The following is a 25,511-nucleotide window of genomic DNA, read 5'->3' as shown; positions in this document are numbered from 1 at the left end:
TGCGTGACAATCGCAGCGCGCCTTGGCCTGGCCCTTGCGCTGCTTGTCGCGGCGCCTGTGGCGCAGGGCCGGGGCATGGCAGAGCCGGCGCTCGATGCGATCCTTGCCCCCCTTCCCGCCGGGGCACGCATCGGCCTGATGGTGGTGGACGAAACCGGCGCCGTGGTGGCGCAGCGCAATGCCGATGCCCGGATGGTGCCAGCCTCCACCACCAAGCTGTTCACCACCGCTGCCGCACTGGCAACCCTGCCCGCCACCGACCAGCCCGATACCACCGGCGGCGCCAGCGTGAGCCTGGAAGGCGCCGGCAACCGGCCCGATGTGGTGCTGCGCGGCCATGGCGATGCGCGCCTGTCTGCCGCACCGGATTGCACGGTGGATTGCCTGGCCACCCTCGCCGATGCGATCGCGGCACGCACCCGCCGGGTGGGGCAGGTGATCGGCGATGACAGCGCCATGGCCGACGAGCGCTGGCCCTCGGGCATGAGCTGGGACAACATGGCGACGCCATCGGGCACGGCCGTTTCTGCACTCACGCTGGATGACAATATCGCGCTGGCAACCGTCATCGCGGGGGCGGAAGGCACGCCCGCAAAGATCGAGGCGCCGGTCGGCCTTGCCGTCAGCGGCACGGTGATGAGCGTCCGCGCCGGCCCGGTCGCCGTTGCGCGCAGCACGCTGCCCGGATCGGATAACTGGCAACTGGGTGGCACGATGCCGGCGGGCAGCAATCTGCGCGTGCCCCTCGCCGTGGCCGATCCCGCTGCGCGCGCGGCCGCGGTGCTGCGCGCCATGCTGGTGGCGCGCGGCGTGGCCGTGCGTGGCCCGGCGCTCGCACGCCATCGCCTGGGTGCTGCGTCGCCCAAACCAACCCCGCTCGCGCGCCTTGTCCCGCCGCCGTTGGCAGACGAGGTGGCGCTGACCTTGCGCAACAGCCAGAACCTCCACGCCGAACTGCTGCTGCGCCGCCTGGCGCCAAGTGGCACCGTGGCAGACGGCATCGCGGCGCGCACGGCGGCGCTGGCCCCGGTCGGCCTGATGCCCGGCAGCGTCAGCCTCTATGACGGTTCGGGCATGTCCACCTACAACCGGGTCACGCCAAGGGCGCTGGTCACGCTGCTGCGCTGGGGCCAGGCACAGCCCTGGGGCGGCACCTGGATTGGCGGCTTCCCAGTGGCGGGACAGAGCGGGACTTTGAAAAACCGCCTGCGCGGCACGGCGTTGGAAGGCAAGCTGCGCGCCAAGACCGGCACATTGCTGGGCACCCAGGCCTTGGCCGGCGTCCTGCCCACGGCCGATGGCCACACCCTCGCCTTTGCGGTGCTGGTGGGCGATCTGCCCGAAGGCACCAGCGCCACTGCCGTGGTCGACACGCTGCTGCTGGCGCTGGCCGGGCTATAGGGCAGGCGGGCATTGAGCCTGGGCTGCGCTGCTCTATACACCGGCCATGGCCAGCCTCACGCTCAACGCCCAGCCGCTCGACATTCGACTCCCTGCTGACACGCCGCTGTTATGGGCCCTACGCGATGCCGCCAATCTGACCGGTACCAAGTATGGCTGCGGCACCGGCGAATGCGGCGCCTGCACGGTGATGGTCGATGGCCAGGCGATGCCCAGCTGCACCCTGTCGCTGGGCGAAGCCGAAGGGCGCAGCGTGACCACGATCGAGGGCCTGTCGCCCGATCGCAACCACCCCGTGCAGCAGGCCTTTGCCGCCGAGCAGGCGATCCAGTGTGGGTTCTGCACACCCGGCCTGGTCATGGCGGCGGCAGCGCTGCTTGCCCACAACGCCGATCCGACCGAGGCCGACATCGCCGCTGCCCTGCCCCACGTGTGCCGGTGTGGGGTGCAGCCCCGGCTGGTGCGCGCGGTGCAGCGCGCCGGACGTATCCTGCGCGGCCAGGAAGCGCCGGTGCGCTTGCCCGCGCCGCGCACCGCCACGACCGGTGGATTCTGATCCCACTCTCATCAGGAGATTTCGATGCACGCCACGATCTGGCACAATCCCGCCTGCGGTACCTCGCGCAACACGCTGGCCCTGTTGCAGGAAGCCGGTGCCGAAGTGACTGTGATCGAATACCTCAAGACGGCGCCCAGGGCTGAAAAGCTGGCGCAGCTCTATCGCGATGCCGGCCTCACCCCGCAACAAGGGCTGCGGCTGCGCGGCACCGATGCCGAGGCGCGCGGGCTTCCCCAAGCGGACGACGCCACCGTGCTGGCTGCCATGGCGGCCGAGCCCAAGCTGATCGAGCGCCCGCTGGTGGAAACGCCCAAGGGCGTGCGACTGTGCCGGCCCAAGGAAAAGGTCTTCGAAATCCTGTGACGGCGGCGTGCCGCCGGTCGATGTGCCGGGGCTGGATCGCCTGAACACAAAGCGGGGCCGCGGCGTTGATCCGTGGCCCCGCCTTGTTTCTCCCGATCATGCTGCGCACAGACAAAGAAAAAGGGGCGGATCACTCCGCCCCTTGATCGGGTTTTCCGGTGTGGCAACCGGAAGAAACGGGCCCGAACGCCTTACTGCGCCTTCCCGAAGGTGGCGAAGTTTTCGTTCCCGACGAAGCCGAACTTGGTCACCTTGGATTCGGTGATGTCCTTCAGCAGCCGGTTGGCCGTTTCATAGCTGGCATAGGCGTCCGGCTGGAACTGCAGTTCCGGTTCCGGATTCATCGCCTTGGTCGCCTGGAGCAGCGAGATCAGGTTGCCTTCGGTAATGGTCGAGCCATTCCAGAGGATCTGACCATCCTGCGTCAGGATCAGCTTGTTCTTCACCGGGTCAATGTGAGGCGTGTTCGTAGGCGGGGTCGCCTGCGGCAGGTTCACGTTGACCGAGTGCGTGGCCACGGGGATGGTGATGATGAACATGATGAGGAGCACGAGCATGACGTCGATCAACGGCGTCGTGTTCATTTCCATCATCGGCGCGCCATCGTCCTTGCCGCCGCTCATTGCCATGGTGTGTTACTCCTGTTCGCCGTGCGCGCCCGGAAAGGCGCGCCCCGGGCGGTCTCCGTCAGGCCTTAGCCGTTGGGATCGACCGGGGTGGAGATGAAGCCGACCTTGGGATAGCCCGCAGCCTGCACGTTGTAGATCGCACCAGCGATGCACTTCCACGGAACATTGACGTCGCCACGGATGTGCACTTCGGGGATCTTTTCCGGGTCCATGTTGGCCGCGCCGCCTTCACGCTTCACGATCGCATCGAGGCGCTCGAAAGCCTGCTTGTACAGCTCGGTGTTGTCCACCGGAGTCACGTTGTTGAAATAGACGCGGCATTCACCGTTGCGGGTCGAGCCTTGATAGCCCGGTTCGCGCGGGCTGCGGCCGTTCGCGTCGGTCGAGACAACGGCGAGAAGCAGGTTTTCAACCTTGTCCTGCGTTTCTTCCGAGGGAAGTACGGGAACCTTGAGCTTCTCGACGGTCTGGATCGCGACCGGAACCGCGATGAGGAAGATGATCAGCAGCACCAGCATCACGTCCACGAGCGGCGTGGTGTTGATGTCCGACATCGGGCGTTCTTCTCCGCCAGCGCCGCCTACAGACATTGCCATTGGTTACATCCTATCCGATTGAAGCCGCGGGAGGGGCCAGGGTGTGGGCTGGTAAGGCCGCCCTGGCCATGACCCGCGTTCTGCGGACAAGACCGGTAGCGGTTGCCACCGGTCTTGGGGTGACAGCTTACTTCTTGACCGGAGCAGCAGCCGGAGCAACCGGCTTGGCGGCCGGAGCCGGACCCACGGCAGGCTTCACAGCGCCCTTCGAGGTGATGTTGGCCAGAACGTCGGTCGAGAAGCCCTGGAGCAGCTCGGCGATCTTCTTGTTGCGCGACTGCAGCCAGTTGTAGGCAAGCACGGCCGGCACGGCGACGAGCAGACCCAGCGCGGTCATGATCAGAGCTTCACCGACGGGGCCGGCCACCTTGTCGATCGAGGCCGAACCGGCCAGACCGATGGCGATCAGCGCGCGGTAGATGCCGACCACGGTACCGAACAGACCGATGAACGGCGCGGTGGCGCCCACGGTGGCGAGGAAGGGCAGACCACCGGCGAGACGCGCGTTGATCGAAGCTTCCGAGCGAGCGAGCGAGCCGTGCAGCCAGTCATGGGCTTCGAGCGAGTCGGTCATCTTGGCGTGCTGGTCTTCGGCGGCGATGCCGTCGTCGACGAGCTGGCGCCATGCGCTGTTCTTGTCCAGCTTGGCAGCGCCTTCACGCAGCGAAGGCGCGCGCCAGAAGTTGGCGAGAGCCTTGTACTGGCCCAGGATCTTCGCTTGTTCGAAGTACTTGGTGAACAGGATGAAGAACGAGCCGAACGACATGATGCCCAGGATGGTCACCGTGGCGTACGAAATGAAACCGCCGGCCTGCAGGGCTTCAACGAAGCCGAACTTGTTCTGCGGCGCGGCATTGGCCGCAGCAGCGGCAAGCGTCTGGATAAACATTCGGGTCTTCCTCTCAAGAATTCGATAGCAAGTGCAAAAAGCTGCGCAGGGACGTTGGCCGAACCCGGGGCTGATCCCCAGGATCGATGTCGAGCATCAATCCTTCGGGATCTGCCAGCGCACCGAACTGGAGTACACGCTGCCGACTGGCTGCCCATTTTGGGTGCCGGGCTTGAAACGGGCGCGACGCATCAGATTCTGACAGGTTGCGGCGTCAAGTTCCTGGTTACCCGAAGAGCGCGTGACCGTGCAGTTCGTCGGCTTACCGCCTGCGTCATATTCCAGACGGAAGCCGGTCGTGCCGGTGGCACCTTCACGCAGTGCACGCGAGGGGTAGTCGTTCGGCGTCACCCAATCACCCGGGTTCCCACGCGGCGTACCGGGAACCGGCGGCGGCGGAGGCGGGGGAGGGGGCGGCGCAGCGGGCGCCGGAGGCAGCACGACCGGAGCCGGCGGCGGGGCGACCGGCGGCGGCGTCGTCACAGCCTGAATCGGCGGCGGGGCCAGATTCAGGTTGATCGGCGGCGGCGGCGCAACGATCGGCGGCGGCGGCTGATCAGGCTGCTTCGGGGGCGGCGGCGGCGGCTCCTTCGGCTTTTCCTCTTCGATCTTGACCGCGGTGGTCACGTCCTTGATCTTCTTGAACGCCGAGTAGGCAAGGCCGGTGACCAGCGCATACCCCACGACGACATGAAGAACAGCAACGATGATGAGCGCGGTGATCTTGTTACCGCTCATCTGTTGGTCAGCGTATGCCATTCAGCTCCATTACTCCTGAACGTCCCGGCCAGGCCCGATACATCGCCCAAAGACAACGCCCATCGCGCCCAGAAAGGACCGACGCCCGGAATCACCGTTCCGGCCGACGAGACAATCCAGCGATTTCATTCCACCCTGCCGAACAACCCGGACCGCCGACATCGGACGCAGAGGGCCCGGCGGCGGCATGGTTCGGACTTGGTTTTTTCTTTGCCCGAACGACCGGGAGCTTTAACGCCGAACCCATAAGGGCGCAAATGCTTTATCGGTTAAGCCATGATTCAGCCATGCGTCCCGCAATCGCAAGGAAATCTTAGCAATTTTGCGGCGCAGCGCCGCACGGAAGGAGGAATATGCCCAAATCCGCGCATCCAGTGCGAAAATTTGTCGCTGGCTCGCTGCTGTTTGCAAGCATTTCGATGCCCTTGCAGGCCCAGACACCCCCGGCAATGATTCGCCCGATCGACGGGCCGGCGCTCAGCTATGCCGATCTGGTCGATCTGGCGATGCCCGCCCGCGTGGTGGCCAAGGCGGAAATCACCGTCCAATCCACGATCAAGCCCGGCATCGCCACCGACGTCGCCCCGGGCAAGGTCCGGCTCTATATCGAGGCGCGCACCACCGCCCTGCTGGTGGGCTCGGACATTGGCGAGACGCTGCGCTTCCTGGCCGACGTTCCGCTCGATGCGCGCGGCAAGGTGCCCAAGCTGCGCAAGCTGCCGGTGCTGTTGCTGGGCGAGACGGTGGATGGCCGACCGGGCGAATTCAAGCTCGTGGCGCCCGATGCCATGCTGGCGTGGACGCCCGAACTCGAAGCGCGCCTGCGCCCGATCCTGACCGAACTGGTCAACCGGGACCAGCCGCCGCTGATCACCGGCGTGCGCGAAACCATGCACGTTCCCGGCAATCTGGCCGGGGAGGGGGAAACCCAGGTCTTCCTGACCACGCCCGACGGCAAGCCCGCGTCGCTTTCGATCCTGCGCCGCCCCGGCCAGCCCACCGTCTGGGGGGTGAGCTTTTCCGAGATCGTCGATCAATCGGCCAAGCCGCCCCAGCCTGAAACCCTGGCCTGGTATCGCCTGGCCTGCTCGCTGCCCCCGGCCCTGCCGCCGCGCAGCGTGATCGGCGGCACGGCCGATGATCGACAGATCGCCAGCGAGGATTATGCCCAGGTGGTGCGTGAACTGGGACCATGCACGCGCAACCGGCCCGCGCACTGATGCCCACGCACTGATACTGGCCTTTTGGGCGGCGCTCGCCTAGGGCACCCCCAGACTTGACGAGAGTGGGAAAACCATGAGCGAACCCTTGCGCATCGCGCTCGCCGGGCTCGGCACCGTTGGCGGTGGCGTGATCCGGCTGATCGAAACCAACGCCGATCTCATTGCCCGCCGGGCCGAGCGGCGGATCGAGATCGTGGCCGTGGCCGCGCGCGATCGCAGCAAGGATCGCGGCGTCGACCTGTCGCGCTATGCGTGGGAAGACGACATGACCGCGATGGCCGCGCGGCCCGACGTGGACGTGGTGGTGGAACTGGTCGGCGGGTCTGACGGCCCGGCGCTGACCCTGGCGCGCAACACGCTGGCCGCGGGCAAGGACCTGGTCACCGCCAACAAGGCGATGATCGCCCACCACGGCCTGGAACTGGCCGCGCTGGCCGAAAAGGCCGACGCCGCGCTCAAGTTCGAAGCGGCGGTCGCCGGTGGCATCCCGGTGATCAAGAGCCTGAAGGAAGGGGTTGCCGCCAACGAGATCAACCGCGTCTATGGCATCCTGAACGGCACCTGCAACTACATCCTTTCCACCATGGAAGACACCGGCCGCGACTTTGCCGACGTGCTGGCCGAGGCCCAGGCCAAGGGCTATGCCGAAGCGGACCCCACGTTCGACATCGATGGCATCGATGCCGCTCACAAGCTGGCAATCCTGTCCAGCGTGGCATTCGGCACCAAGGTGGATTTCAAGAGCGTGACCACCACCGGCATCCGCCGCATCGTGGCCGCCGATATCGCCCAGGCCGATGTGCTGGGCTATTACATCCGCCTGATCGGCATGGCCGATACCGAGCTGGACGCCGCCGGCCAGCGCCGCCTGGTGCAGCGCGTACAACCCCACCTGGTCCACCGCGATCATCCGCTGGCCCACGTGGACGGGGCCACCAACGCCGTGGTTGCCGAAGGCAATTTCGTGGGGCGCCTGCTGTTCCAGGGCGCCGGCGCGGGCGATGGCCCCACCGCCAGCGCCGTGGTGGCCGATCTGATCGACATCGCCCGCGGCGACATCGGTGCGCCCTTCTCCATGCCGGTTGCCGAACTGCGCGAAATGCCGCCCGCGCAGACCGGCCAGCGCATCGGCAGCGCCTATATCCGCTTCAACGTGGCCGATCGCCCCGGCGCCCTGGCGGAAATCACCGCGGCGATGCGCGATGCCGGGGTTTCGATCGAAAGCCTGATCCAGAAGGGCACGCCCGGCCCGGTGGCCGGCGATGCCGATACCGTCCTGGTGCACATGGTGACCCACGACGGACCGGAAAGCGCGATCGACCATGCGCTGCGCCTGCTCGACGGCTCGCCCTGCCTGGCAGAGGCGCCGGTGGTGCTGCCGATCCTGGAAGAATGAGGCAAAGCACCTGATCGCCAATGCAAAAAGGCCGGGAAAGGACACCCTTTCCCGGCCTTTTTGCAGTTCAAGGCGCCCGGATCTCGCCCTTGGCGATGCGGTCCGCATCCGATCCGGCGGGCGGCTCGGGCAGCGCGGTGATATCGAAGTAATACATCGGTGGCGGCACGCTGCCAAAACCCACGCAGGCGCCATTGCCCTTGCACGGTGCCAGTCCAAAGACATTGGGCGCGCGGGGCAGGCCGTCGTTGGTGGATTGGGCGGTGTCGGTCTGGTCGCGCAGGGGCAGGCGCTCCTTCTCGCGCGATTCGGCATCCCGGCACACCACGATCGCGCCATCGGCGCTGCGGCCGGGGCGGCAGCGCGTCGCCTGGCTGCCGGTGATGATGCGCTGGGCGATATTGCCGTCGGTGTCGCTCAACGTGGGCAGGCCCGGGCCGGCCACCTGCGGCACCTTGACGGCCGGGGCCGGATCGGCGGAAGCATCGGTGGCAGGCGCAGCAGCCGAGGCACTCGTGGCATCCTGGGCGCGAACAGCGGGCGCCTGGCCCAGGGCAAGCCAGCCGGCCAGAGCCATGGCAACAATCGGCAAGGGCACTCTCGACAACACGGTAACCTCCCGTCTAGGGGCTGCCCAGACATAGCGTGCATACGTCTGCACAGGCGTCGACCGCGCTGTTTGTCCACCCACAGGAGGCACCGTGACCGCCCAATCTCCCGAGAAGCCCGCAGCTTCCCAAGTTCTCGACCGTGTTCTCGTGCTCGAAATGGTACGTGTCACCGAAGCTGCGGCGATCGGTGCTTCACGCCTGATCGGCCGCGGCGACGAAAAGGCAGCCGACGCTGCCGCTGTAGAGGCCATGCGCGCGGCCTTCAACGAACTTTACATGGATGGCACCGTGGTGATCGGCGAGGGCGAGCGCGACGAGGCGCCCATGCTCTATATCGGCGAGAAGGTTGGCTCTGCCCCCGGCACCGGACCGCGCATCGACATCGCGCTCGATCCGCTGGAAGGCACCACGATCACGGCAAAGGCCGGCCCCAATGCCCTGGCCGTGCTGGCCGTGGCCGAAGAAGGCGGCCTGCTCAACGCGCCCGACGTCTACATGGAAAAGCTGGCGATTGGCCCCGGCTACCCCGCCGGGGTGATCGATCTCAACCGGTCGGTCACCGACAACGTCAAGGCCGTGGCCGCCGCCAAGGGCGTGGAGCCGGGCGATATCGTGGTCTGCGTGCTCGACCGCGCGCGGCATGAAGGCATCATCGGCGAACTGCGCAGCCTGGGCTGCGGCATTCGCCTGATCCCCGATGGCGACGTGGCCGGTGTGATCGCGGTGACCAACGAGGACACCGGCATCGACCTCTACATGGGCACGGGCGGCGCACCCGAAGGCGTGCTGGCCGCCGCCGCGCTGCGCTGCGTGGGCGGGCAGTTCCAGGGACGCCTGCTGTTCCGCAACGAGGACGAACGCGCCCGCGCGCGCAAGTGGGGCATCACCGATCTTGGCAAGATCTACGATCTGCACGAATTGGCCAAGGGCGATTGCATCTTTGCCGCCACCGGGGTGACCGACGGCTCGCTGCTCGATGGCGTCAAGATCCGCAAGAACGGGGTGATGACCACCGACAGCGTGGTGATGCGCGCGTCTTCGGGCACGGTCCGCTGGGTGAAAGGCGAACACCGCCGACCGCGCTGAGCCTGGCGCTTGCCTTGCCCACGATCGCACGCAGGCGGCATATTGCGAAACATTGCAAAATGCCGTTTGCTGGGCAGCGTTGACGAACGCAGCAGGGGGCAAGAAACAATGAACCGATCCATCCTGGCCGGGGCCGCTGCCCTGGCCATTTTGCATGGCGCCGTGGCGCAGGCCGCCGATGCCGCGCCGCCCGCGCCGGTGACGGCACCGCCTGCGCGGCTGACCAAGGAACAGCAACGCAATGCAGAGGCTGCAGCAAAAGCGGCCGAGCTGGAGGATTTCCGCAAGAACGGCTCTTGGTACCTGCGTTGCGACGGCAATCCCAACAACCTGACCGGTGGCGAAAGCTTTGCCCGGCTGGTGGGCGCCGTCACGCTGCTGGGCCTGCTGGCCCCCGCGCGCGAGATGGCCGATCCGGCCAAGCGCCAGTTCGGCGCCAAGGGGGTGGAGGCCTGCAGCCAGCTGATCGACGATCCGCAGAAGGGCGAACACAACGTGATCCGCCGCCTGCCCCTGATCCTGGCGCGCGCGGCGCACCGGATCGAAGCCAGGGATTTCGGCGGCGCCGTGGCCGACGTGGGCAAGGCCCGGGCCGAGGCGCAGGCCGCCAACCTGGTCGGCAATCCCTATTTCGACCGGTCGATGGGCCTGTCGTTCGACCTGTTGGAAAGCGAGGCACGGCTGCGACTGGGCGACCCCGAGGGATCGACCGCCGTGCGGATTCGCGGCGCATTGAAGATGCCGTGGTCGTGGTATCCCAAAGTTACCGCGCAGCCCTATTTCGTGGCGGGCATGGCGCTGACGGCTGACGAGCTGCGGTTCTACGACCAGGCCGCGCTGCTCGATACCTTGAGCCTGCTGCGCGCCGCGATTCGCCTGGAGGATGCCGGCCGCTTTGCCGAGGCGGCAGCGCGGCGCGAGACGCTGTTGGCCGATTTTGAGTCGCAACTGGCCGACACGCGCGAATCCGCCGTCTATGCCGGGAGCGCCCTCACGCTGGCCCTGGCCGGCCAGTGGGAGCTGGCGGCCAAGCGGGCCGAGCAAGCGCGCCAGAACCTGGAAGCGCGCCGCGCCGAAGGCAAGGCCGAGGCCGACGCCAGCAACGTGATCGAATTGCTGGACCTTTACGGCGTCGTGGCCGCGTTCCACGCCGGCAAGGTGCCCGAAGCGCGGCGCGTGTTCACCGCGCGCAGCGAATGGACCGCCCCCTCGGCAGGCGCGCTCGAAGGCGTGGCCGCGCTGCTGCTGCCCGGCAGCAAGCCCGAGGAACAGATCGGCATGCTGGCCGAAACCCGGCTGCAGCGCGAAAACCGCCGGCGCGAACGGATGCTGGCCGCCCTGGCCGAGCGCGACAAGAACAACCGCACGCTGTTTTCCTACATCCTGCCCTATGCCTCGGTCAGTGCGTTCGAGGCGCAGAGCAAGCAGGTGTGGAACACCCAGAAATCGAAAATGGCAATCGTGCCCAAGCAGCCGAGGCCCAATGGCCTGGTGGCCTATTTCAACGACGGCGCGCCCCTGACCCAGCCCGATGCCTTGCTGCTGCATGCCGCGCTCACGGCCAAGGCGCAGGGCAAGATGTTCAATATCTTCATCAACGGCCAGAAGCCGTCGATTGCCTGGGTGCGGCTGGGCAGCAAGGGCGATGGCCACACGACAGAAGCGCTGCTGATCGATCCCGATCCGGTCATTGCCGAGCTGGGCCAGGTGATCCCCTCACCCGAAGCACTTGCCCAGCGCGCCAAGGCCGGCGCAGCGGCGAAATAGCAGGACAGGCGGCCCCGGTCAGCCCGCCGCCAGAGCCAGGCGGGGGCCGGTGCGGGCTTGTTCCAACATTGAATCGCGGCGCAGGTCTCCCGCCTTGGCGACGTGGGCCGGGCGGTTGGCCACGTCGCGGGTCTGGAACGTGCCGACGAGCTGGGCCAAAGCCTCGGCCTCTGTCGCGAGGCTGCGCGTGGCGGCAGACGATTGTTCGACCATGGCCGCGTTCTGCTGCGTCATGCGGTCCATGTCGCTGACCGCGCGATTCACTTCGCGCAGCTTGTCCGCCTGGGAAATCGCCGCTTCGGCAATGCCTGAAACCAGGCCGCCGATCTCGCCCACGCGGGCCACGATGTCACCCAGCCGCTCGCCGGTTTCGCCCACCAGCGTCACACCCTGGCTTACTTGCGCGGTGCTTTCGCCGATCAGTTCCTTGATGTCGCGCGCGGCGTCGGCGCTGCGCTGGGCCAGGGCGCGCACTTCGCTGGCCACGACGGCAAAGCCCTTGCCGGCGTCCCCGGCACGCGCCGCTTCCACCCCGGCGTTGAGCGCGAGCAGGTTGGTCTGGAACGCGATCCCGTCGATTACGCTGATGATCTGGCCGATCTTCTCGGACGAAGCTTCGATCCCGGCCATGGCCGCCACCGCGCGGGTCACCACGTCTCCGCCGGCCTCGGCCTCGCGCTGCGCGGCGCCCACCGCGCTTTGCACGTTGGCGGCGCGCTCGGCCGTTTCGCCCACGCTGCTGGTCACGGTATCGAGCGAATGCGCCGTGGTGGCCAGGCTGGCAGCCTGCTGCTCGTTGCGCTGGGCCAGGTCTTCGGACGCGGCGCGGATCTCGGCAATCGCGCGCGACACCTTGTTGGCACCCACACGCACCGCGCGCAGCGCCTCGGCCATGGCGCCGACGGCCGTGTTGTAATTGTTGCGCAAAGTATCGAGGTCGCCGGGGAACGGGTCTTCCAGGCGCACTTCCAGATTGCGTGCGGCCATCACGTCGAGCCCTTGGGTCAAGGCCCTGACCACCAGTTCCTGATCGCGCCGGCCGGCCTGGCTGCGCTTGGCCGCACCGCGGAACACGTCCAGCGCGCGCACGATTTCGCCGATTTCGTCAGGCCGGGTATTGCCATCGATGGGGTAATCGTAATCCCCCTTGGCCATTTCCTGAATGCCGGCCGCCGTGCCCACCAGCGGCGCGATCACCCGGCGGCGCAACTGGATCCCGGCCCAGACAATCACTGCCAGCACGGCCAGCGCCAACAGCCCGGCCAGCGCCAGCGAACCCAGCACCCGCCGGTATCCTTCATCCAGAAGGCGCCCCCGCTCGGCGTTGGACAAGTCGACCAGCGCATTCACGCGATCGTGCTGGAGGCCATAGGCCTGGGTCAGGGGGCCATCGTGAACCGCGCGCATCGCGGCGCTGTCACCGCGCCGAACGGCCGGCACGAACTGTTCGTCCACCGTCTTCCAGAATTGCACTTCGGCATCCAGCGTGGCGTTTACGGCGCCGCGCATGTCATCGGGCACGGGCGCAGCCTGCCAATAGGCCAGACGCTGTTTGAACTGGGCTTCTTCCTCCTGCAGGGCTTTGATCCCAGGCTCGACATGGCCGGGATCGGTGAGCATAAGCGTGGTGTGCAGGTAAGGCTCCACCACAAAGCAGGGCGGTGGCAGAATATCGGCCAGCAGTTCGTCCTGCAGCAGGCTTTCGTGGTGCATCGGCCCGCCAAAGCGGATTTGCCCGACCACGAACGCGGCAAGCGCGATGGCAAGGACGACCAGGCCGATGACAAGCCGTGTCGCTTGCCGGGTTTGCACGCTCAGCATCGAGATCACTCCGGTGGCGGATTTTCACACATTCCCTAGCGTTGGGATGCTTAATGGGCGGGCAGCCCGGCCTGCGGGCAAATGCGGAGCCGCACGAATCCGTAACAGACTTGATACAATGGCAAACTTGCAAATGACTCGCATTAGGTTAGGAGCGACCTAACAGACCGCCTCGGACGGACACCCCCTTGAGCACGCTTGACCAGATCGACCGCCCCCACAGCCAGGCCGCCGCGCCGGCCAGCGTGCCCGCGCAAGCCCCCGCCCGGGCTCCCGCTCGGCCCCCCGCGCGCGCGGATGCCAAGAAAGCGCGCAAGGCCAGGCAGTTCTGGCTCAAGCAGCTCCACACCTGGCACTGGATCAGCGCGGCGATTGCGCTGGTCGGCATGATGTTGTTCGCGATCACGGGGATCACGCTCAATCACGCGGCGCAGATCAACGCGCAGCCCGTGGTGGTCGATCGCAATGCCACCCTGCCCGGCCCGCTGCTGCGCCAGATCCAACCCGCCCCGGCCGCCAGCGACGCCCCCCTGCCAGATGCCGTGGCCGCCGCCGTGGCCGGGGCCGTGGGCATCGACCCCAAGGGGCGTGCCGGCGAATGGTCTGACGACGAAGTCTATGTCGCCATGCCCGGCCCGGGCACGGATCGCTGGGTCAGCATCAACCGGCAAAGCGGCGCGATCTCTTCGGAAAAGACCGACCGCGGCTGGATTTCCTGGGCCAACGACTTGCACAAGGGCCGCAATACCGGATCGGTGTGGTTCTGGTTCATCGATGTCTTTGCGCTGGCCTGCGTCGTCTTCACGCTGACCGGGCTGATCCTGCTGCAGCTTCATGCCCGCCATCGCCCGGCCACCTGGCCCCTGGTGGCGCTGGGCCTGGTGATACCGGCCGGCATTGCCCTGTTCTTCATCCACTGACGCAAGAAAGAACCGATCGTTCATGCGCAAGTCCCTTGCATTGGCAACCGGTGTGCTGGCCGCACCGCACCTCGCTTTCGCCGCGCCGGCCGCGCCCGCGGGCGTGATCACCGTCAACGTGCCGCGCCTTGCAGTGGCGGAATACCACCGCCCTTATGTGGCCGGCTGGATCGAGCCCGCCGGCGGCGGCGCCGCGCGCACGCTGTGGGTGTGGTACGATATCAAGAAAGTGGGCCGCGAACCGGGCACCAAGTGGCTGGGCGATCTGCGCAGCTGGTGGCGCAAGGGTGGCCGCTCGCTCTCGCTGCCGGCTGATGGCCTTTCGGGGCAGACCCGCGCGCCCGGTGCCTATCGCATCCCCTTGCCAGCCGGGCTCAAGCCGGGCGCCTATACCCTGTTCGTGGAAGCCGCGCGCGAAACCGGCGGCCGTGAACTGGTGCAAGTGCCGTTTTCCGTCCCCGCCAAGCCTGCCCCGGCGGGCGCCAGTGGCCATGCCGAACTGGGCCAGGTTTCCGTTTCCCTTCGCTGACAGGACTTTGCCGATGAATCGCAAGACTTTCCTGATGGCCGCGCCGCTGATGGCGTTGGCCCTGGCCGGCCCCGCCCAGGCCCACCGCATGTGGCTGCTGCCCTCGATCACCGTCCTGGCCGATACCAACCAGTCGGTCACCGTGGACGCGGCCGTTTCCAACGACCTGTTCTATCCCGATCATTTCCCCCTGGGGGTTGAGCAGGTGAAAGTCTGGGCGCCCGATGGCACCGAAGGCAAAGTGGAAAACGCCGCGCGCCTGCGCACGCGCTCGGTATTCGACGTGGCGATCGACAAGCCCGGCACCTGGAAGATCGGCACTGAAATGGCCAATCTTTCCGGCACGTTCAAAGTGAACGGCGAACTGTGGGGTGTGGGCATGCGCCGGCCGGGGGGCCCTGGTGGTCCGGGTGGTCCGGGTAACTTTGCCGGCCCGCGCGGCCCTGGTGGTCCGGGCGGCATGATGCCCGGTGGTCCTGGTGGTCCTGGCGGCCCCGGCGGCCCCGGCGGCCCCGGCGGCCCTGGTGGCCCTGGTGGTCCCGGCGGTCCGGGCGGCGAAGGTGGCCCGCGCGTGCAGATCGCGCCCGATCACATGGTGGCCAACGTGGCCGACATTCCGGCCAATGCCACCGACGTGAGCCTGACCGAGACGCTCAACCGCAACTTCGTGTTCGTTACCGCCGGCACGCCCACCACGCAGGCCTTTACCCCCACCGGCAAGGGCCTGGAAATGGTGCCCGTCACCCATCCCGACGAACTGGTGACCGACGAGCCCGGCAAGTTCCGCTTCCTGATCGACGGCCAGCCGGCCGCCAAGCTCAAGGTGACGGTCGTTCCCGGTGGCAAGCGCTATCGCGATATCGAAGGGGCGCAGGAACTGACCACAGGCACCGATGGCGTGGTGACGGTCAAGTGGCCGGTTGCCGGCTTCTACTGGCTCAACGCCAGTGTTGCCGATGATCACCCGGCCAACCCGCGCGCCGCGCACCGCCGCACCAGCTACACCACCACGCTGGAAGTGGTGGCGCCCTGACCTTGCCCGGCATGGCGCCCCTGTTGCGACGGATCGCCGTGCCGCCCACAATCGACCCGGCCAATCTGGCCGGGTTCGATCCTCATGCGCCCGTGGCCAGCCTTTCGGGCAGGACCATGGGCACGCAATGGCATGCGCGCCTGGCCATTCCGGCAGGTGCACCGCCCCAGGCCCAATTGCACGCCCGCATCCAGGCCCGGCTCGATGGCATGGAACGGGCGTTGAGCCATTGGGACGGTCAAAGCCTGCTGATGCGCTTCAACCACGCCAGGCCTGGCACCTGGTGCCGCCTTGCCCCCGATCTGGCCACGGTCCTGGCCCAAGCGCTCAGCGTCGCCCGTGCATCGGCCGGTGCGTTCGATCCCACCATCGGCCGCCTGACCGACGCGTGGAGCCTGGGCCCCAACCGCCACGCGTTTCCGCCCGATGCCGCCGCACTGGCACGGGCACGCGCCGCCTCGGGCTGGCAGCGCGTGATCCTGCAACAAGGTTGGCTGCGCCAACCAGGCGGCCTGTGGCTCGATCTGTCAGGCGTGGCCAAAGGCCACGCTGCCGATGCCGTAGCCGATCTCCTGGCCCAGGCCGGCTTGAACCATGCCCTGGTCGAAGTGGGCGGCGAATGCGCCGGGCGTGGGCTTCGCCCGGATGGAGACCCATGGTGGGTGGACGTGGAAAGCCCACCCGGCCTGGCGCTGCCGCCGCTGCGCGTGGCGCTGCACCAATTGAGCATGGCCACTTCGGGCCGTTATCTGGGCGGCCACACCATCGATCCGGCCACGGGCGAGCCTTGTGCTGGATCGCTCGCAGCCACCGTGATCCACGCGCGCGGCGGACTGGCCGACGCATGGGCCAGCGCGCTTCTCGTCAGATCACCAGCCGATGCGCAGGCGATGGCGGCGCACCATGGATTGGCGGCGCGCTTGATCGACGAGAATGGGGCGGAATGGCTCAGCCCCGCATTGACCGCGATGCTCGAATAATCGTGATACGTTAACTATTACATCGAACATGAAATGGGCCGCCGGAGCGTATCCGGCGGCCCATTGTGTGTGTCGGACTGTTCAGAGCTTGACGTTGGCCGTGAGGATCGCGGTACGGCCTGCAGCCTGGCTGGCAAAGTGCGAGTTATAGGCCTTGTCGTAATAACGCTTGTCAAACAGGTTGTTGACGTTGGCTTGCAGCGAGAAGCGCGGCGTTACCTGCAACGTGGCATTGGCATCAAAACGCCAATAGCCAGGCACATAGCGCGCGAGCGTCTTGGTCACGACGCCGCCGCTCACCGCGGCGCCATAGCCGCCATAGACCTTGCTCATGTACAGCGCGTTGGCGCCGAGCGACAGGCTATCGGTGGCCTTGTAGGTGGTGTTCGCGGTAAAGCTGTGGTCGGGCGTGTTGGGGAAACGCTGGCCGGTGCTGGGCGAGGCCACGTAATAGGTTACCCCGCCAGCCGTGACCGACGAATAGCCGCCATCGACAATGGTCGAATCCATGTAGGTATAGCCGCCGAACACGTTCCAGCGGTCGGTGATGTTGCCGCTGGCGGACAGTTCGATCCCCTTGATCCGCTTCTTGCCGACGAACGTGACCGTGCCGTTGGCATCAGTGGCGCGGGCGTTGGTGGTTTCCGTCTGGAATGCGGCCAGGGTCAGCGAAAGCCCTTCGCCCAGCAGGTTCCACTTCGTGCCCACTTCATAGCTGCGCGTGCGCTCCACCTTGAGCGAATCCGTGATCGCCTGGCTGGTGGTGTTGAGCGCGTTGCTTTCGCTGCCATTGGCCAGGTACGATCCCGGCGGCGTGGCGGCGGTGGAGGCAGAGGCATAGATGCTGCCGTTGGGCGCAGGCTTCCACGTCAGGCCGGCTTGCCAGGTCCACAGGTTGTCGATCCGGCTGTACCACGCCCGGCCGCTTTCATCGGCGGCGGTGACGGCCAGGCCGGGGCTGACGCGGGTGACATAGTGGTCATAGCGCAGACCCAGGTTGAGCAGCAGCGCATCGGAAAAGCTGACCGTGTCGAATACCGAAACGGCCTGGGTATTGGTGCGCGCCCTGGTCCAGGTCTTCTCGGCCGAAAGCACGATCGGCGTGGTCACGCCCGATCCATCGGCGGTATAGCTAACCCAAGGATCATAGGGATTGGGGTTGGCCAGGCTGGTGCAGTTGTAGGCCGCGATCGATGCCGTGCCGCAGCGCCCGCCAACTGCCGTGGTTCCCGTGGCAATCGCCGTGCCCGTGGCCGCATTGGAGACATAGCTGCCGACATTGGCGGTTTCGCGGCTCACTTCACCGGTCACGGCAAAGCTGTTCTTGATCCCGCCAAGCGTGAACGTGCCGAAGAAATCGGTCTGGTTGATGAATCCGGTCGTGCGGCTGTAGCGCGTGTTGGCCCGGCGCCAGACATTGCCGTTGAGCACGTTGCCCTGGCTATCGTCTGGCTGGGTCAGCACATAGCCCTGGCTGGAAACGCCATAGCGCGTGGTGTTGCGCAAGGTCAGGCCGTTGTCGAACCGGTGCTCCAGCCGGGCGGTGCCGGTGTTGACCAGGGTGTGGCGGAAATCGCGGTCGACCAGGCCATAGAACGCCGTGCGCGGCGTGCTGGCCACGGTGGTCTCGCTATAGCCGGCCGGGGCATTGGCGGTGGTATAGAGATAGGGAATGCCCGAATCGGGCAGTTCGTGGCTTTCCAGGTGATAGTAATCCAGCGTCAGGCTGGTGGGGCCAGACAGGCCGAACTTCACCGACGGCGCCACGCCCCAGCGATCCTGCCACACCGCATCGCGGCCGGCCACGTGCTGGTCGTGGTACATCGCAGCCAGGCGCAGGCCCACGTTGCCGATCGGCTGGTTCACATCGGCGGTCAGGCGCCGATATTCGGCCGTCCCGGTGGCAGCAGAGAAATTGGCAAAGCGTTCGCTGGTCGGCTGCTTGGACACGAGGTTGATCGCCCCGCCCACGCTGCCGCGGCCGTTCATCGTGCTGTCCGATCCCTTGACCACTTCGATCTGGTCGATGGCAAAGACATCGCGCGATTGCGCGCCGATGTCGCGCACGCCGTCCAGAAACAGGCTGTTCTGCGCATCAGAGCCGCGGATGAACGGGCGATCGCCCTGGGGATTGCCGCCCTCGCCCGCGCCCAGCGTGATGCCGGGCACGAAACGCAGCGCATCGGCCAGGCTGGCGGTGGCATTGTCTTGCAGGACTTGCGCGGGAATGACGGTGATCGAGCGCGGGGTATCGAGCAGGGGCGCGGTATACTTGGGCGAGGCGGCCTTGTCGGTCTTGTAGCTGCCTTCAACGATGGCCGTGTCGGTGACCGTTACCCCACCGAGCACGCGCGGCTGTTCGGCTGCGGTCGTGCCATCCTGCGCCAAGGCCGGGCCGGTGCCGGCCATGAGGCCAATGCAGCCCAGGGCCAGGAAGCGGGCAGCGCCGGCAGCGCTGTTGCGATCAGAAGAATCCCTCACTCATCAATCCTTTGCGCAGGTCATGTGCGTGCGACGGCGAAGGGGGTTGCAGGTTTTGGGCGGCCTGTTGGCCTGCCCCGCTGCTCCCTCTCCACCAGACGAATAGGCCGCCCTTAATGCGAACTGCTATCAGTCGCAACGCTATTGATAATGATTCGCCAATTTGCGCCTGGTCAAGGCAGCTGCGCCGGATGCCGGTCAAGCGTTGGCGAAATGGAGCCAACCACCCTGCCAACGGCAATCTGCCGGCGGCTGATGCGGTGAGGAAGCGCGACAAATGTAATGCTATTGCGATCTATTCGCTCGACTTCGCATTGCGAAGTGGCTATGCGAATGACTCTCAATAACCTGCGAAACCGCCAACGGGGGCCAGAATAGTGAGCAGCCAGGCCAGTTTGATCGCAATGCCATCCCTTGCGCCTCGCCCGGCCCAAACCGGGCCGCGTGGCGAAGTGGTGCCCTTGCGCGTCGCGACTTGGCAGCCGTCGCGCTATCAGGCGAGCACCCGGCCGCGTGGCCTGGCCCTGATCGGAGCTGGTGCCGCCGTCGGCGGACTGCTCGCCGCTTTCCTGTCGCTGGGGATCATCGCGGCAAAACCGCATCGCGAGGTGCTCACCGCCGTGCGCCTCTCGGCTGATCTCACGCCCCCGCCGCCGCCTCCCCCCCAGGCCGCGCCGCAGCATCCCCAATCCCCGCTGCGGCCGGCCTCCCCCATCGTGGTGCCGCCGCCGCCGATTGCTTTGTCGGTCCCGGCGCCTGCCGTGGCCACCGCGCCCGCCCCGGCCCCGGTGGCCGTACCGGTGGCAACGGCGGCGCCCGCCGCAGCCTCGCCCGCGCCGTCGGCGGCTGCCCCGGCAGCACCCTCGGTTGCCACGGGACGCGATCTTTCGGCCAACCTGGTCGATGCGGCGCCGCCCCGGTATCCGATCGATTCGCGCCGCGCGCGCGAGCAAGGCACTGTCGTGCTCAATGTCACGGTGGGCATCGATGGCCGCGTGGCTGAGATCGGCCTGTCGCGCTCCAGTGGCTTCGACCGGCTCGATCGCGCCGCGCTCGCCGCCGTCAGGCGCTGGCGCTGGACACCCACGCGCCAGAACGGCCAGGCGATGATGATTCAGGGCCTCGTTTCGATTCCCTTCGTGCTGCAGGGCTGATTGCCGCGTCATGATGCTGCACATTCCCGGCGTGCTGACGCCGGACGATCTGGCGCAGGCCCGGGCCGCCCTGGCCGAGGCCGAATGGGAAGACGGCCGCACCACCGCCGGCCACCTGGCCGTGCGGACCAAGGCGAACCTGCAACTCCCGCTCGACAGCCCGGTAGCCGCAGCGCTCGGCCAGCGCATTCTCGAACGGCTGGGCCAGACACCGCTGTTCATCGCAGCCGCCCTGCCGCTGCGCGTGCTACCCCCGCGCTTCAACCGCTATGAGGGTGGCGGCACGTATGGCAGCCATATCGACAACGCGCTGTTTCGCATGCCGGGCACCGACACTTATGTGCGCACCGACATTTCCAGCACGCTGTTCCTGTCCGGCCCAGACGAATACGAGGGCGGCGAACTGGTGGTGGAAGACAGCTACGGCGCCCACCGCGTCAAGCTCGCCGCTGGCGACATGGTGCTCTATCCCGGCACCAGCCACCATCACGTCACCCCGGTTACCCGTGGCACCCGCCTCGCCGCGTTCTTCTGGACGCAGAGCCTTGTCCCTTCGGAAACCGACCGGCGCAGCCTGTTCGAAATGGATCAGGCGATCCAGGCCCTGGCCACCGACCGGCCCGATCATCCTTCGGTCGCCGCGTTGACCGGGGTCTATCACAACCTGCTGCGCCGCTGGTCGCAACCTTGAGCGCCGCACCTTTGCCAGACGATATCGCCACGCTGGCCGATTACGAGCGCCACGCCGCGGCACGGCTCGCGCCTGCCACCTGGGCGCATATCCAGCAAGGCGCGACACCCGCCAACCGCGCCGCGCTCGCCCGCTGGGGCTTGGTGCCACGCATGCTGCGTGCCTTGGACAAGGGTGGCACTGCCACCACCCTGTTTGGCCAGATCCACGCCGCCCCCATCCTGCTGGCGCCTGTCGCCTACCATCGCCTGGCCCACGTTCAGGGAGAAATCGCCACGGCCCAGGCCGCCGCCGCGATGGATACGGCGCTGGTGGCAAGCACGCTGTCGAGCGTTCCGTTGGAAGCAATCGCGCAGGCACTTCGCGATGCCGCCGGGCAATTGCAGCACCCCGCGCCACCGCCGGCGTGGTTCCAACTCTACGCGCAGCCCGATCCTGCCCATTCGCTGGCCCTGGTGCGCCGGGCCGAAGCCGCCGGCTATGGCGTGCTGGTTTTCACCGTGGATGCCGCGATCAAGCGCGCCGAATTCGTTCTGCCCGACGGGGTCGGCGCGGCCAATCTGGCCGGCTTCCCGCCGCAGCGGCATCATGCCGGCGCGCAAGGGCAGCACCTGGTGTTTGGCAGTCCCCTGGCCCGGCAGGCACCCACCTGGGAAACGCTTGCCTGGCTGCGCCGCGAAACCGCCCTGCCGCTGGTGGTGAAGGGGCTGCTCCACCCCGACGATGCCCTGCGCGCCCGTGATGCCGGGGCCGACGGCGTCATCGTGTCGAACCACGCCGGCCGGGTGCTCGATGGGGTGGTGCCGGCGCTGGCCATGCTCCCCTCTATCCGCGCCGCGCTGGGGCCGGGCTATCCATTGCTGCTGGATGGCGGTATTCGCAGCGGCGCCGATGCACTCAAGGCCATGGCGCTCGGCGCACAGGCCGTTCTGGTCGGTGGGCCGCAGTTCCATGCCCTCGCCGTGGGCGGGATGGCGGGCGTCGCCCATATGCTGCACATCCTTCGCACCGAATTCGAGCTCGCCATGGCCCAATGCGGCTGCGCGCATGTGGGCGAGATCGACCCCGCCCTGGTGGTTGCCTTGTGAGCGCGAGGCGGTAGGTCGCGATCGACTTTGACTGCGTCAAAGCCGGCGCTCTACCATTTTGATTTGCCGCATTTTCCGAGTCGGCAGGTGATTCCACCTGCCTTGAAAATGCTCTAAGCCCCGCCGCATGATCTGCGACCTGCCCAGCTATCTCACCCGCATCGGCCTCGCCACTTCGCCTGCTGCCACCCCGCAGGGGCTTGAACAGGTGCAGCGCGCCCATCGCCAGTCGATCGGTTTTGAAAACCTCGATGTGATGCTCGGCCGCGGCATCGGCCTGGAGCCGGCGGACATTCGCGGCAAGTTGGTCGATCGCGCGCGCGGCGGCTATTGCTTTGAACACAATCGCCTGTTCGGCGCGATGCTGGCCACCATGGGCATGCCCAATCGGCCACTGCTGGCCCGCGTCTGGCTGCGGGTGGCGCCGGGCGTGGTGCCGCCGCGCACCCATACGTTCAGCCTGGTGACGCTGGGCGGCGAGCAATGGCTGGGTGACGCCGGGTTCGGCTCGTCCTATGTCCCGCCCATGCCCTTGGTCGATGGCGCCAGCGCGCTCGCCGCCGATGGCTATCGCCACCGCCTGCGCCGGGCGCGGGCGCCGGGTTCGCTGCGCGGCGAATGGGAGGTGGAACGCAGCCTGGATGGCGCCACGTGGGAAGCGCAATACAGCTTCGACACCACCGAAGTCGGCGCTCTCGATCTCGCGATGTCCAACCACTGGGTCGCCACGCGCCCCGAATCGCGCTTCACGCAAGCGTGCATCGTCTCGATCGTCCAGCCCCAAGGCTTCGCCTCGCTGCTCGACCGACAGATGACGGTGCAGACCGCCAAGACGCGCCATGTGGAGGACCTGCCCAATCCGGCAGCCTGGCAACGCACGCTGGCCGATGTCTTCCACATCGAACTGAGCGATACCGAAGTGGGCCAGCTCGCACCGCGCCTGTTCGGCTAACGCCACGGGTGGCCTTGGCCGCCAATCGCGCTATAGCGCGGGCCATGACTGTGGTTACCCGCTTTGCGCCTTCGCCCACCGGCCGCCTGCATGTCGGCAATATCCGCACCGCGCTGCACAACTGGCTGCTGGCGCAAAAGCATGGCGGGCGCTTCCTGCTGCGCATCGACGATACCGATGCCGAACGCAGCCGGGAAGAATACGTCGAGGCGATCCGCGCGGATCTCGCGTGGCTGGGCCTGCACCCGGAACGCGAGGAGCGCCAGTCCGCCCGTTTCGCGATCTACGAAGCCGCGTTCGAGCGCCTGGTGGCCGCCGGCCGGCTCTATCGCTGCTATGAAACCGCCCAGGAACTCGATCTCAAGCGCAAGATCCTGCTCGGGCGCGGTCTGCCGCCGATTTATGATCGCGCAGGCCTGGCACTGACCGAGGCCGACCACGCCGCCCGGGCCGCGGCCGGTGAAAAGCCGCATTGGCGCTTCCTGCTCGACCATGACACGCCGATCACCTGGAATGACGGCATTCGCGGGCCCCAGCAGTTCGATCCGCGCCAGATGTCCGATCCGGTTGTGCGCCGCGCCGATGGCTCGTGGCTCTACATGCTGCCCAGCGCGATCGACGATATCGAGATGGGCGTAACGGACGTGCTGCGCGGTGAAGACCACGTCTCCAACACCGCCACGCAGGTGCAGATGTTCCTGGCGCTGGGCGCCACGCCGCCGCGTTTCGCGCATGAAGCGCTGCTGACCGGCAGCGAAGGCAAGTTGTCCAAGCGCCTGGGCTCGCTGGGCGTGGCAGACTTGCGCGAGGCGGGGATCGAGCCCGAGGCCCTTGTCGCGCTCCTGGCGCGGCTGGGCACGTCCGATCCGGTCGACCCGGCACTCACCGCGCAGGAACTGGCCGCCAGTTTCAACCTTGCCCACTTCGGGCGCGCGCCGGCTCGTTTCGATGAAGCCGAACTTCAGCGCGTCAACGCCGGGGTGGTCCATCGCCTGCCCTACGCGCGCGTTGCCGCCCTGCTGCCGCAGGGCATGGGTGAAGCGGCGTGGGAAGCGATCCGCCCCAACCTTGCCCACATCGGCGAAGCGGCCGATTGGTGGCGGGTCATCCAGGGACCGATCGCCGCCCCGGCATTCGATGAAGACACGCGCGCCTTCCTGGCAGAGGCCGCGGAAGTGGCAGCGACGCTCGACTGGACGAACGATCCCTGGCCTGCCCTGACCGGCGCACTCAAGGACAGCACCGGCCGCAAGGGCAAGGCCCTGTTCCTGCCGCTGCGCCAGGCGCTGACCGGCATGGACCACGGGCCCGACATGAAAACCCTGCTGCCGCTGATCGCCCAGGACGAGGCGGTGCGCCGCTTGGGCGATTAACTCCGGCTGCCGCCGTTTCGGCAGCCGAAGCAGCAGGGCCAAGAGTCAACGAGTCGGCGCCTCACGCCCCTATTTGGCAGGGACGGCCCCGGGCTTTGCCAGCTTCTTGTTGACCCATTCGAGAAAGTCCTTGGAGAAGGCTTCGCGCAGTTCCGCCTTGGCCGCATCGACTTTGTCCGGCGTTTTGGGCGGGAAATCTTCGAGAGGGTTCTTCACGGCGCCTGATGAAACCAGCGGTGCTTCACGCCCGGTAAAATCGCGAAACATCGTGCCAACGAACAGGTTGCTGCCATACATCATCGCCTTGTGGTAGAAGATGCTGAATAAGAGCAGCTCGGCATAGCACGGGTTGGTCGACGCGGTTACGCGCTTGCCAGTCTTGAGCTTTTCGTTGAACGCCTTGGCCATCGCCTTGATTTCAGGATGCGCCTTAGCGTCATCACCCGAAGGCGTCGCCGGCTCGATGATGACACGATAGCTGTCATTCAGGCCGAGCGCCTTGACGAAACCGACGCGCTTGAGTTCCTCGACCTGAATATCCGGCCCGAGATAGCCCGCCATGAGATCCTTGACCGTCGCCACGCGGTTCTTGTGCGCCTCAACATCGGCAACCGCACCCAGCAAGCCCATGCCCGAGAGCAGACCGGTGTTCAGGCCGATATAGTTCTCGGTGGGAAAGACGTGCAGTTCGCACGACGATGCTGCCGACGCCGCGACGGCTGCAGGTGCTTCCTGTGCCTGCGCCGGCAAAGCCAGCAGGGCGGCCAGGGCAAGCGGTAACAACTTGACGATATGCATTCAGGTCCCCCGTCGATGATCCCTCTGGTCATCCGTTGTCATGCAGCGGGAAAGTGGGCTCAAGCGAGGGCATGGATGCGACGATTCTTTCTCTCGCCTCTGCGCATCAAGCAATCAACCTCCATCGGCATGACGCGAAATTTCCATCAGCATCCGTTTGCTACACGGGAGCCACGAAGCGGTCCAGATCATGAGTTCACCCTTTCCGGACACAAAAAACCTTCCACAGGCGAGCGGGTATGTTGCGGGGTGCATGCGCCAGACGCAGCAAAGCCGCCTCGTTGTGAGAGGCGGCTGAGATGTTGTGAGTGTGTAAGTGGTTGCGGGGGCAGGATTTGAACCTGCGACCTTCAGGTTATGAGCCTGACGAGCTACCGGGCTGCTCCACCCCGCGATGTTAGCAACAAAGCCC

Annotated in this window: 24 protein-coding genes and 1 tRNA gene; 16 read left to right on the top strand and 9 right to left on the bottom strand. The window is 66.8% G+C overall.

The annotated features are described in order from the left end of the window. Positions 1–3: 3 nt before the first annotated feature. Genes dacB through FHW94_RS21970 form a run of 3 tightly spaced genes read left to right on the top strand, consistent with a single transcriptional unit; the run spans position 4 to position 2,323 of the window. Complete coding sequence (gene dacB, locus FHW94_RS21980) at positions 4–1,401, top strand: D-alanyl-D-alanine carboxypeptidase/D-alanyl-D-alanine-endopeptidase (RefSeq protein ID WP_349237586.1); 1,398 nt, start codon at positions 4–6, stop codon at positions 1,399–1,401. A 46-nt stretch (positions 1,402–1,447) separates the two neighbouring features. After that, positions 1,448–1,957 carry a (2Fe-2S)-binding protein gene (locus FHW94_RS21975; protein WP_168557984.1) on the top strand — a complete coding sequence of 170 codons (510 nt, stop codon included), beginning with the start codon at positions 1,448–1,450 and terminating at the stop codon, positions 1,955–1,957. 24 nt (positions 1,958–1,981) lie between these two features. Further along, on the top strand, positions 1,982–2,323 hold the full coding sequence (locus tag FHW94_RS21970) for an arsenate reductase family protein (protein ID WP_168557983.1): 342 nt from the start codon (positions 1,982–1,984) through the stop codon (positions 2,321–2,323). A gap of 191 nt (positions 2,324–2,514) precedes the next feature. On the opposite strand, the gene FHW94_RS21965 is transcribed toward FHW94_RS21970, so the two are convergent. The 4 genes from FHW94_RS21965 to FHW94_RS21950 all read right to left on the bottom strand — a co-directional run bounded on the left by FHW94_RS21965 (position 2,515) and on the right by FHW94_RS21950 (position 5,196). Further along, positions 2,515–2,952, bottom strand: coding sequence for a biopolymer transporter ExbD (locus FHW94_RS21965; RefSeq protein WP_168557982.1), 438 nt, complete (start codon positions 2,950–2,952; stop codon positions 2,515–2,517). A 65-nt stretch (positions 2,953–3,017) separates the two neighbouring features. After that, the gene (locus FHW94_RS21960; RefSeq protein WP_168557981.1) at positions 3,018–3,548 is read right to left on the bottom strand and encodes a biopolymer transporter ExbD; all 531 of its coding nucleotides are present in this window, start codon (positions 3,546–3,548) and stop codon (positions 3,018–3,020) included. A gap of 127 nt (positions 3,549–3,675) precedes the next feature. Next, the gene (locus tag FHW94_RS21955; protein ID WP_168557980.1) at positions 3,676–4,437 is read right to left on the bottom strand and encodes a MotA/TolQ/ExbB proton channel family protein; all 762 of its coding nucleotides are present in this window, start codon (positions 4,435–4,437) and stop codon (positions 3,676–3,678) included. Positions 4,438–4,533: 96 nt separating this feature from the next. Beyond that, positions 4,534–5,196 carry an energy transducer TonB gene (locus FHW94_RS21950; protein WP_168557979.1) on the bottom strand — a complete coding sequence of 221 codons (663 nt, stop codon included), beginning with the start codon at positions 5,194–5,196 and terminating at the stop codon, positions 4,534–4,536. Between the two features lie 419 nt (positions 5,197–5,615). Between FHW94_RS21950 and FHW94_RS21945 the strand changes: the two genes are divergently transcribed. Both FHW94_RS21945 and FHW94_RS21940 read left to right on the top strand, forming a co-directional pair. Continuing rightward, on the top strand, positions 5,616–6,416 hold the full coding sequence (locus FHW94_RS21945) for a hypothetical protein (protein WP_246866347.1): 801 nt from the start codon (positions 5,616–5,618) through the stop codon (positions 6,414–6,416). Between the two features lie 76 nt (positions 6,417–6,492). Further along, entirely contained in the window at positions 6,493–7,815 is a 1,323-nt protein-coding gene (locus tag FHW94_RS21940; protein WP_168557977.1) for a homoserine dehydrogenase, read from the top strand. Between the two features lie 67 nt (positions 7,816–7,882). On the opposite strand, the gene FHW94_RS21935 is transcribed toward FHW94_RS21940, so the two are convergent. Beyond that, a complete protein-coding gene (locus tag FHW94_RS21935) occupies positions 7,883–8,407 on the bottom strand; it encodes a hypothetical protein (RefSeq protein WP_168557976.1) in 525 nt (174 codons plus the stop codon). 109 nt (positions 8,408–8,516) lie between these two features. Between FHW94_RS21935 and glpX the strand changes: the two genes are divergently transcribed. Continuing rightward, a complete protein-coding gene (glpX, locus tag FHW94_RS21930; protein WP_349237585.1) occupies positions 8,517–9,512 on the top strand; it encodes a class II fructose-bisphosphatase in 996 nt (331 codons plus the stop codon). Positions 9,513–9,620: 108 nt separating this feature from the next. Beyond that, positions 9,621–11,279, top strand: coding sequence for a hypothetical protein (locus FHW94_RS21925; protein WP_168557975.1), 1,659 nt, complete (start codon positions 9,621–9,623; stop codon positions 11,277–11,279). An 18-nt stretch (positions 11,280–11,297) separates the two neighbouring features. Here the strand turns inward: FHW94_RS21925 and FHW94_RS21920 are convergent, their stop codons facing one another. Then, a complete protein-coding gene (locus FHW94_RS21920; protein WP_168557974.1) occupies positions 11,298–13,100 on the bottom strand; it encodes a HAMP domain-containing methyl-accepting chemotaxis protein in 1,803 nt (600 codons plus the stop codon). A gap of 245 nt (positions 13,101–13,345) precedes the next feature. Here FHW94_RS21920 and FHW94_RS21915 point away from each other — a divergent pair, with 245 nt between their 5' ends. From FHW94_RS21915 to FHW94_RS21900, 4 genes are read left to right on the top strand one after another with little or no spacing between them, the layout of a single operon-like run. Beyond that, the gene (locus tag FHW94_RS21915; protein WP_168558010.1) at positions 13,346–14,020 is read left to right on the top strand and encodes a PepSY-associated TM helix domain-containing protein; all 675 of its coding nucleotides are present in this window, start codon (positions 13,346–13,348) and stop codon (positions 14,018–14,020) included. A gap of 22 nt (positions 14,021–14,042) precedes the next feature. Beyond that, positions 14,043–14,549, top strand: coding sequence for a DUF2271 domain-containing protein (locus tag FHW94_RS21910; RefSeq protein WP_168557973.1), 507 nt, complete (start codon positions 14,043–14,045; stop codon positions 14,547–14,549). Positions 14,550–14,562: 13 nt separating this feature from the next. Then, positions 14,563–15,582 carry a DUF4198 domain-containing protein gene (locus FHW94_RS21905; RefSeq protein WP_168557972.1) on the top strand — a complete coding sequence of 340 codons (1,020 nt, stop codon included), beginning with the start codon at positions 14,563–14,565 and terminating at the stop codon, positions 15,580–15,582. 23 nt (positions 15,583–15,605) lie between these two features. Next, complete coding sequence (locus FHW94_RS21900) at positions 15,606–16,562, top strand: FAD:protein FMN transferase (RefSeq protein WP_246866346.1); 957 nt, start codon at positions 15,606–15,608, stop codon at positions 16,560–16,562. A gap of 81 nt (positions 16,563–16,643) precedes the next feature. Here FHW94_RS21900 and FHW94_RS21895 read toward each other — a convergent pair whose 3' ends face one another. Beyond that, positions 16,644–19,043, bottom strand: coding sequence for a TonB-dependent receptor (locus tag FHW94_RS21895; protein WP_349237584.1), 2,400 nt, complete (start codon positions 19,041–19,043; stop codon positions 16,644–16,646). A 404-nt stretch (positions 19,044–19,447) separates the two neighbouring features. Here FHW94_RS21895 and FHW94_RS21890 point away from each other — a divergent pair, with 404 nt between their 5' ends. The 5 genes from FHW94_RS21890 to gltX all read left to right on the top strand — a co-directional run bounded on the left by FHW94_RS21890 (position 19,448) and on the right by gltX (position 24,301). Next, complete coding sequence (locus FHW94_RS21890) at positions 19,448–20,197, top strand: energy transducer TonB (protein WP_168557971.1); 750 nt, start codon at positions 19,448–19,450, stop codon at positions 20,195–20,197. Between the two features lie 10 nt (positions 20,198–20,207). After that, positions 20,208–20,888 carry a Fe2+-dependent dioxygenase gene (locus FHW94_RS21885; RefSeq protein ID WP_168557970.1) on the top strand — a complete coding sequence of 227 codons (681 nt, stop codon included), beginning with the start codon at positions 20,208–20,210 and terminating at the stop codon, positions 20,886–20,888. After that, positions 20,885–21,976, top strand: a complete 1,092-nt coding sequence (locus FHW94_RS21880) for an alpha-hydroxy acid oxidase (RefSeq protein ID WP_246866345.1) — start codon at positions 20,885–20,887, stop codon at positions 21,974–21,976. The genes FHW94_RS21885 and FHW94_RS21880 overlap by 4 nt, the downstream gene beginning before the upstream one ends. Positions 21,977–22,103: 127 nt before the next feature. Continuing rightward, positions 22,104–22,928 carry an arylamine N-acetyltransferase gene (locus tag FHW94_RS21875; RefSeq protein WP_168557969.1) on the top strand — a complete coding sequence of 275 codons (825 nt, stop codon included), beginning with the start codon at positions 22,104–22,106 and terminating at the stop codon, positions 22,926–22,928. Between the two features lie 44 nt (positions 22,929–22,972). Next, entirely contained in the window at positions 22,973–24,301 is a 1,329-nt protein-coding gene (gltX, locus tag FHW94_RS21870; protein ID WP_168557968.1) for a glutamate--tRNA ligase, read from the top strand. Positions 24,302–24,370: 69 nt separating this feature from the next. On the opposite strand, the gene FHW94_RS21865 is transcribed toward gltX, so the two are convergent. Together FHW94_RS21865 and FHW94_RS21860 are read right to left on the bottom strand one after the other, a co-directional pair. After that, positions 24,371–25,099: a hypothetical protein gene (locus tag FHW94_RS21865; protein ID WP_168557967.1), complete on the bottom strand. Its 729-nt coding sequence runs from the start codon at positions 25,097–25,099 to the stop codon at positions 24,371–24,373. A 317-nt stretch (positions 25,100–25,416) separates the two neighbouring features. Continuing rightward, positions 25,417–25,493, bottom strand: a tRNA-Met gene (locus FHW94_RS21860). Positions 25,494–25,511 lie beyond the last annotated feature (18 nt).

It is taken from the genome of Novosphingobium sp. SG720 (assembly GCF_012275365.1).
In the GTDB taxonomy this organism is placed as follows: Bacteria; Pseudomonadota; Alphaproteobacteria; order Sphingomonadales; family Sphingomonadaceae; genus Novosphingobium; species Novosphingobium rhizosphaerae.
This window is presented reverse-complemented; position numbering and strand designations above follow the sequence as displayed.

Excerpts from the sequence above, each read along its gene's own strand:
- FHW94_RS21890 (WP_168557971.1), top strand. The coding sequence starts at position 19,448 with ATGCCATCCCTTGCGCCTCGCCCGGCCCAAACCGGGCCGCGTGGCGAA.
- FHW94_RS21885 (WP_168557970.1), top strand. The coding sequence starts at position 20,208 with ATGATGCTGCACATTCCCGGCGTGCTGACGCCGGACGATCTGGCGCAG.
- FHW94_RS21965 (WP_168557982.1), bottom strand. The coding sequence starts at position 2,952 with ATGGCAATGAGCGGCGGCAAGGACGATGGCGCGCCGATGATGGAAATG.
- FHW94_RS21945 (WP_246866347.1), top strand. The coding sequence starts at position 5,616 with ATGCCCTTGCAGGCCCAGACACCCCCGGCAATGATTCGCCCGATCGAC.
- FHW94_RS21955 (WP_168557980.1), bottom strand. The coding sequence starts at position 4,437 with ATGTTTATCCAGACGCTTGCCGCTGCTGCGGCCAATGCCGCGCCGCAG.
- FHW94_RS21970 (WP_168557983.1), top strand. The coding sequence starts at position 1,982 with ATGCACGCCACGATCTGGCACAATCCCGCCTGCGGTACCTCGCGCAAC.
- FHW94_RS21875 (WP_168557969.1), top strand. The coding sequence starts at position 22,104 with ATGATCTGCGACCTGCCCAGCTATCTCACCCGCATCGGCCTCGCCACT.
- FHW94_RS21910 (WP_168557973.1), top strand. The coding sequence starts at position 14,043 with ATGCGCAAGTCCCTTGCATTGGCAACCGGTGTGCTGGCCGCACCGCAC.
- FHW94_RS21960 (WP_168557981.1), bottom strand. The coding sequence starts at position 3,548 with ATGGCAATGTCTGTAGGCGGCGCTGGCGGAGAAGAACGCCCGATGTCG.
- FHW94_RS21925 (WP_168557975.1), top strand. The coding sequence starts at position 9,621 with ATGAACCGATCCATCCTGGCCGGGGCCGCTGCCCTGGCCATTTTGCAT.
- FHW94_RS21905 (WP_168557972.1), top strand. The coding sequence starts at position 14,563 with ATGAATCGCAAGACTTTCCTGATGGCCGCGCCGCTGATGGCGTTGGCC.
- FHW94_RS21950 (WP_168557979.1), bottom strand. The coding sequence starts at position 5,196 with ATGGCATACGCTGACCAACAGATGAGCGGTAACAAGATCACCGCGCTC.
- FHW94_RS21865 (WP_168557967.1), bottom strand. The coding sequence starts at position 25,099 with ATGCATATCGTCAAGTTGTTACCGCTTGCCCTGGCCGCCCTGCTGGCT.
- FHW94_RS21920 (WP_168557974.1), bottom strand. The coding sequence starts at position 13,100 with ATGCTGAGCGTGCAAACCCGGCAAGCGACACGGCTTGTCATCGGCCTG.
- FHW94_RS21975 (WP_168557984.1), top strand. The coding sequence starts at position 1,448 with ATGGCCAGCCTCACGCTCAACGCCCAGCCGCTCGACATTCGACTCCCT.
- gltX (WP_168557968.1), top strand. The coding sequence starts at position 22,973 with ATGACTGTGGTTACCCGCTTTGCGCCTTCGCCCACCGGCCGCCTGCAT.
- FHW94_RS21940 (WP_168557977.1), top strand. The coding sequence starts at position 6,493 with ATGAGCGAACCCTTGCGCATCGCGCTCGCCGGGCTCGGCACCGTTGGC.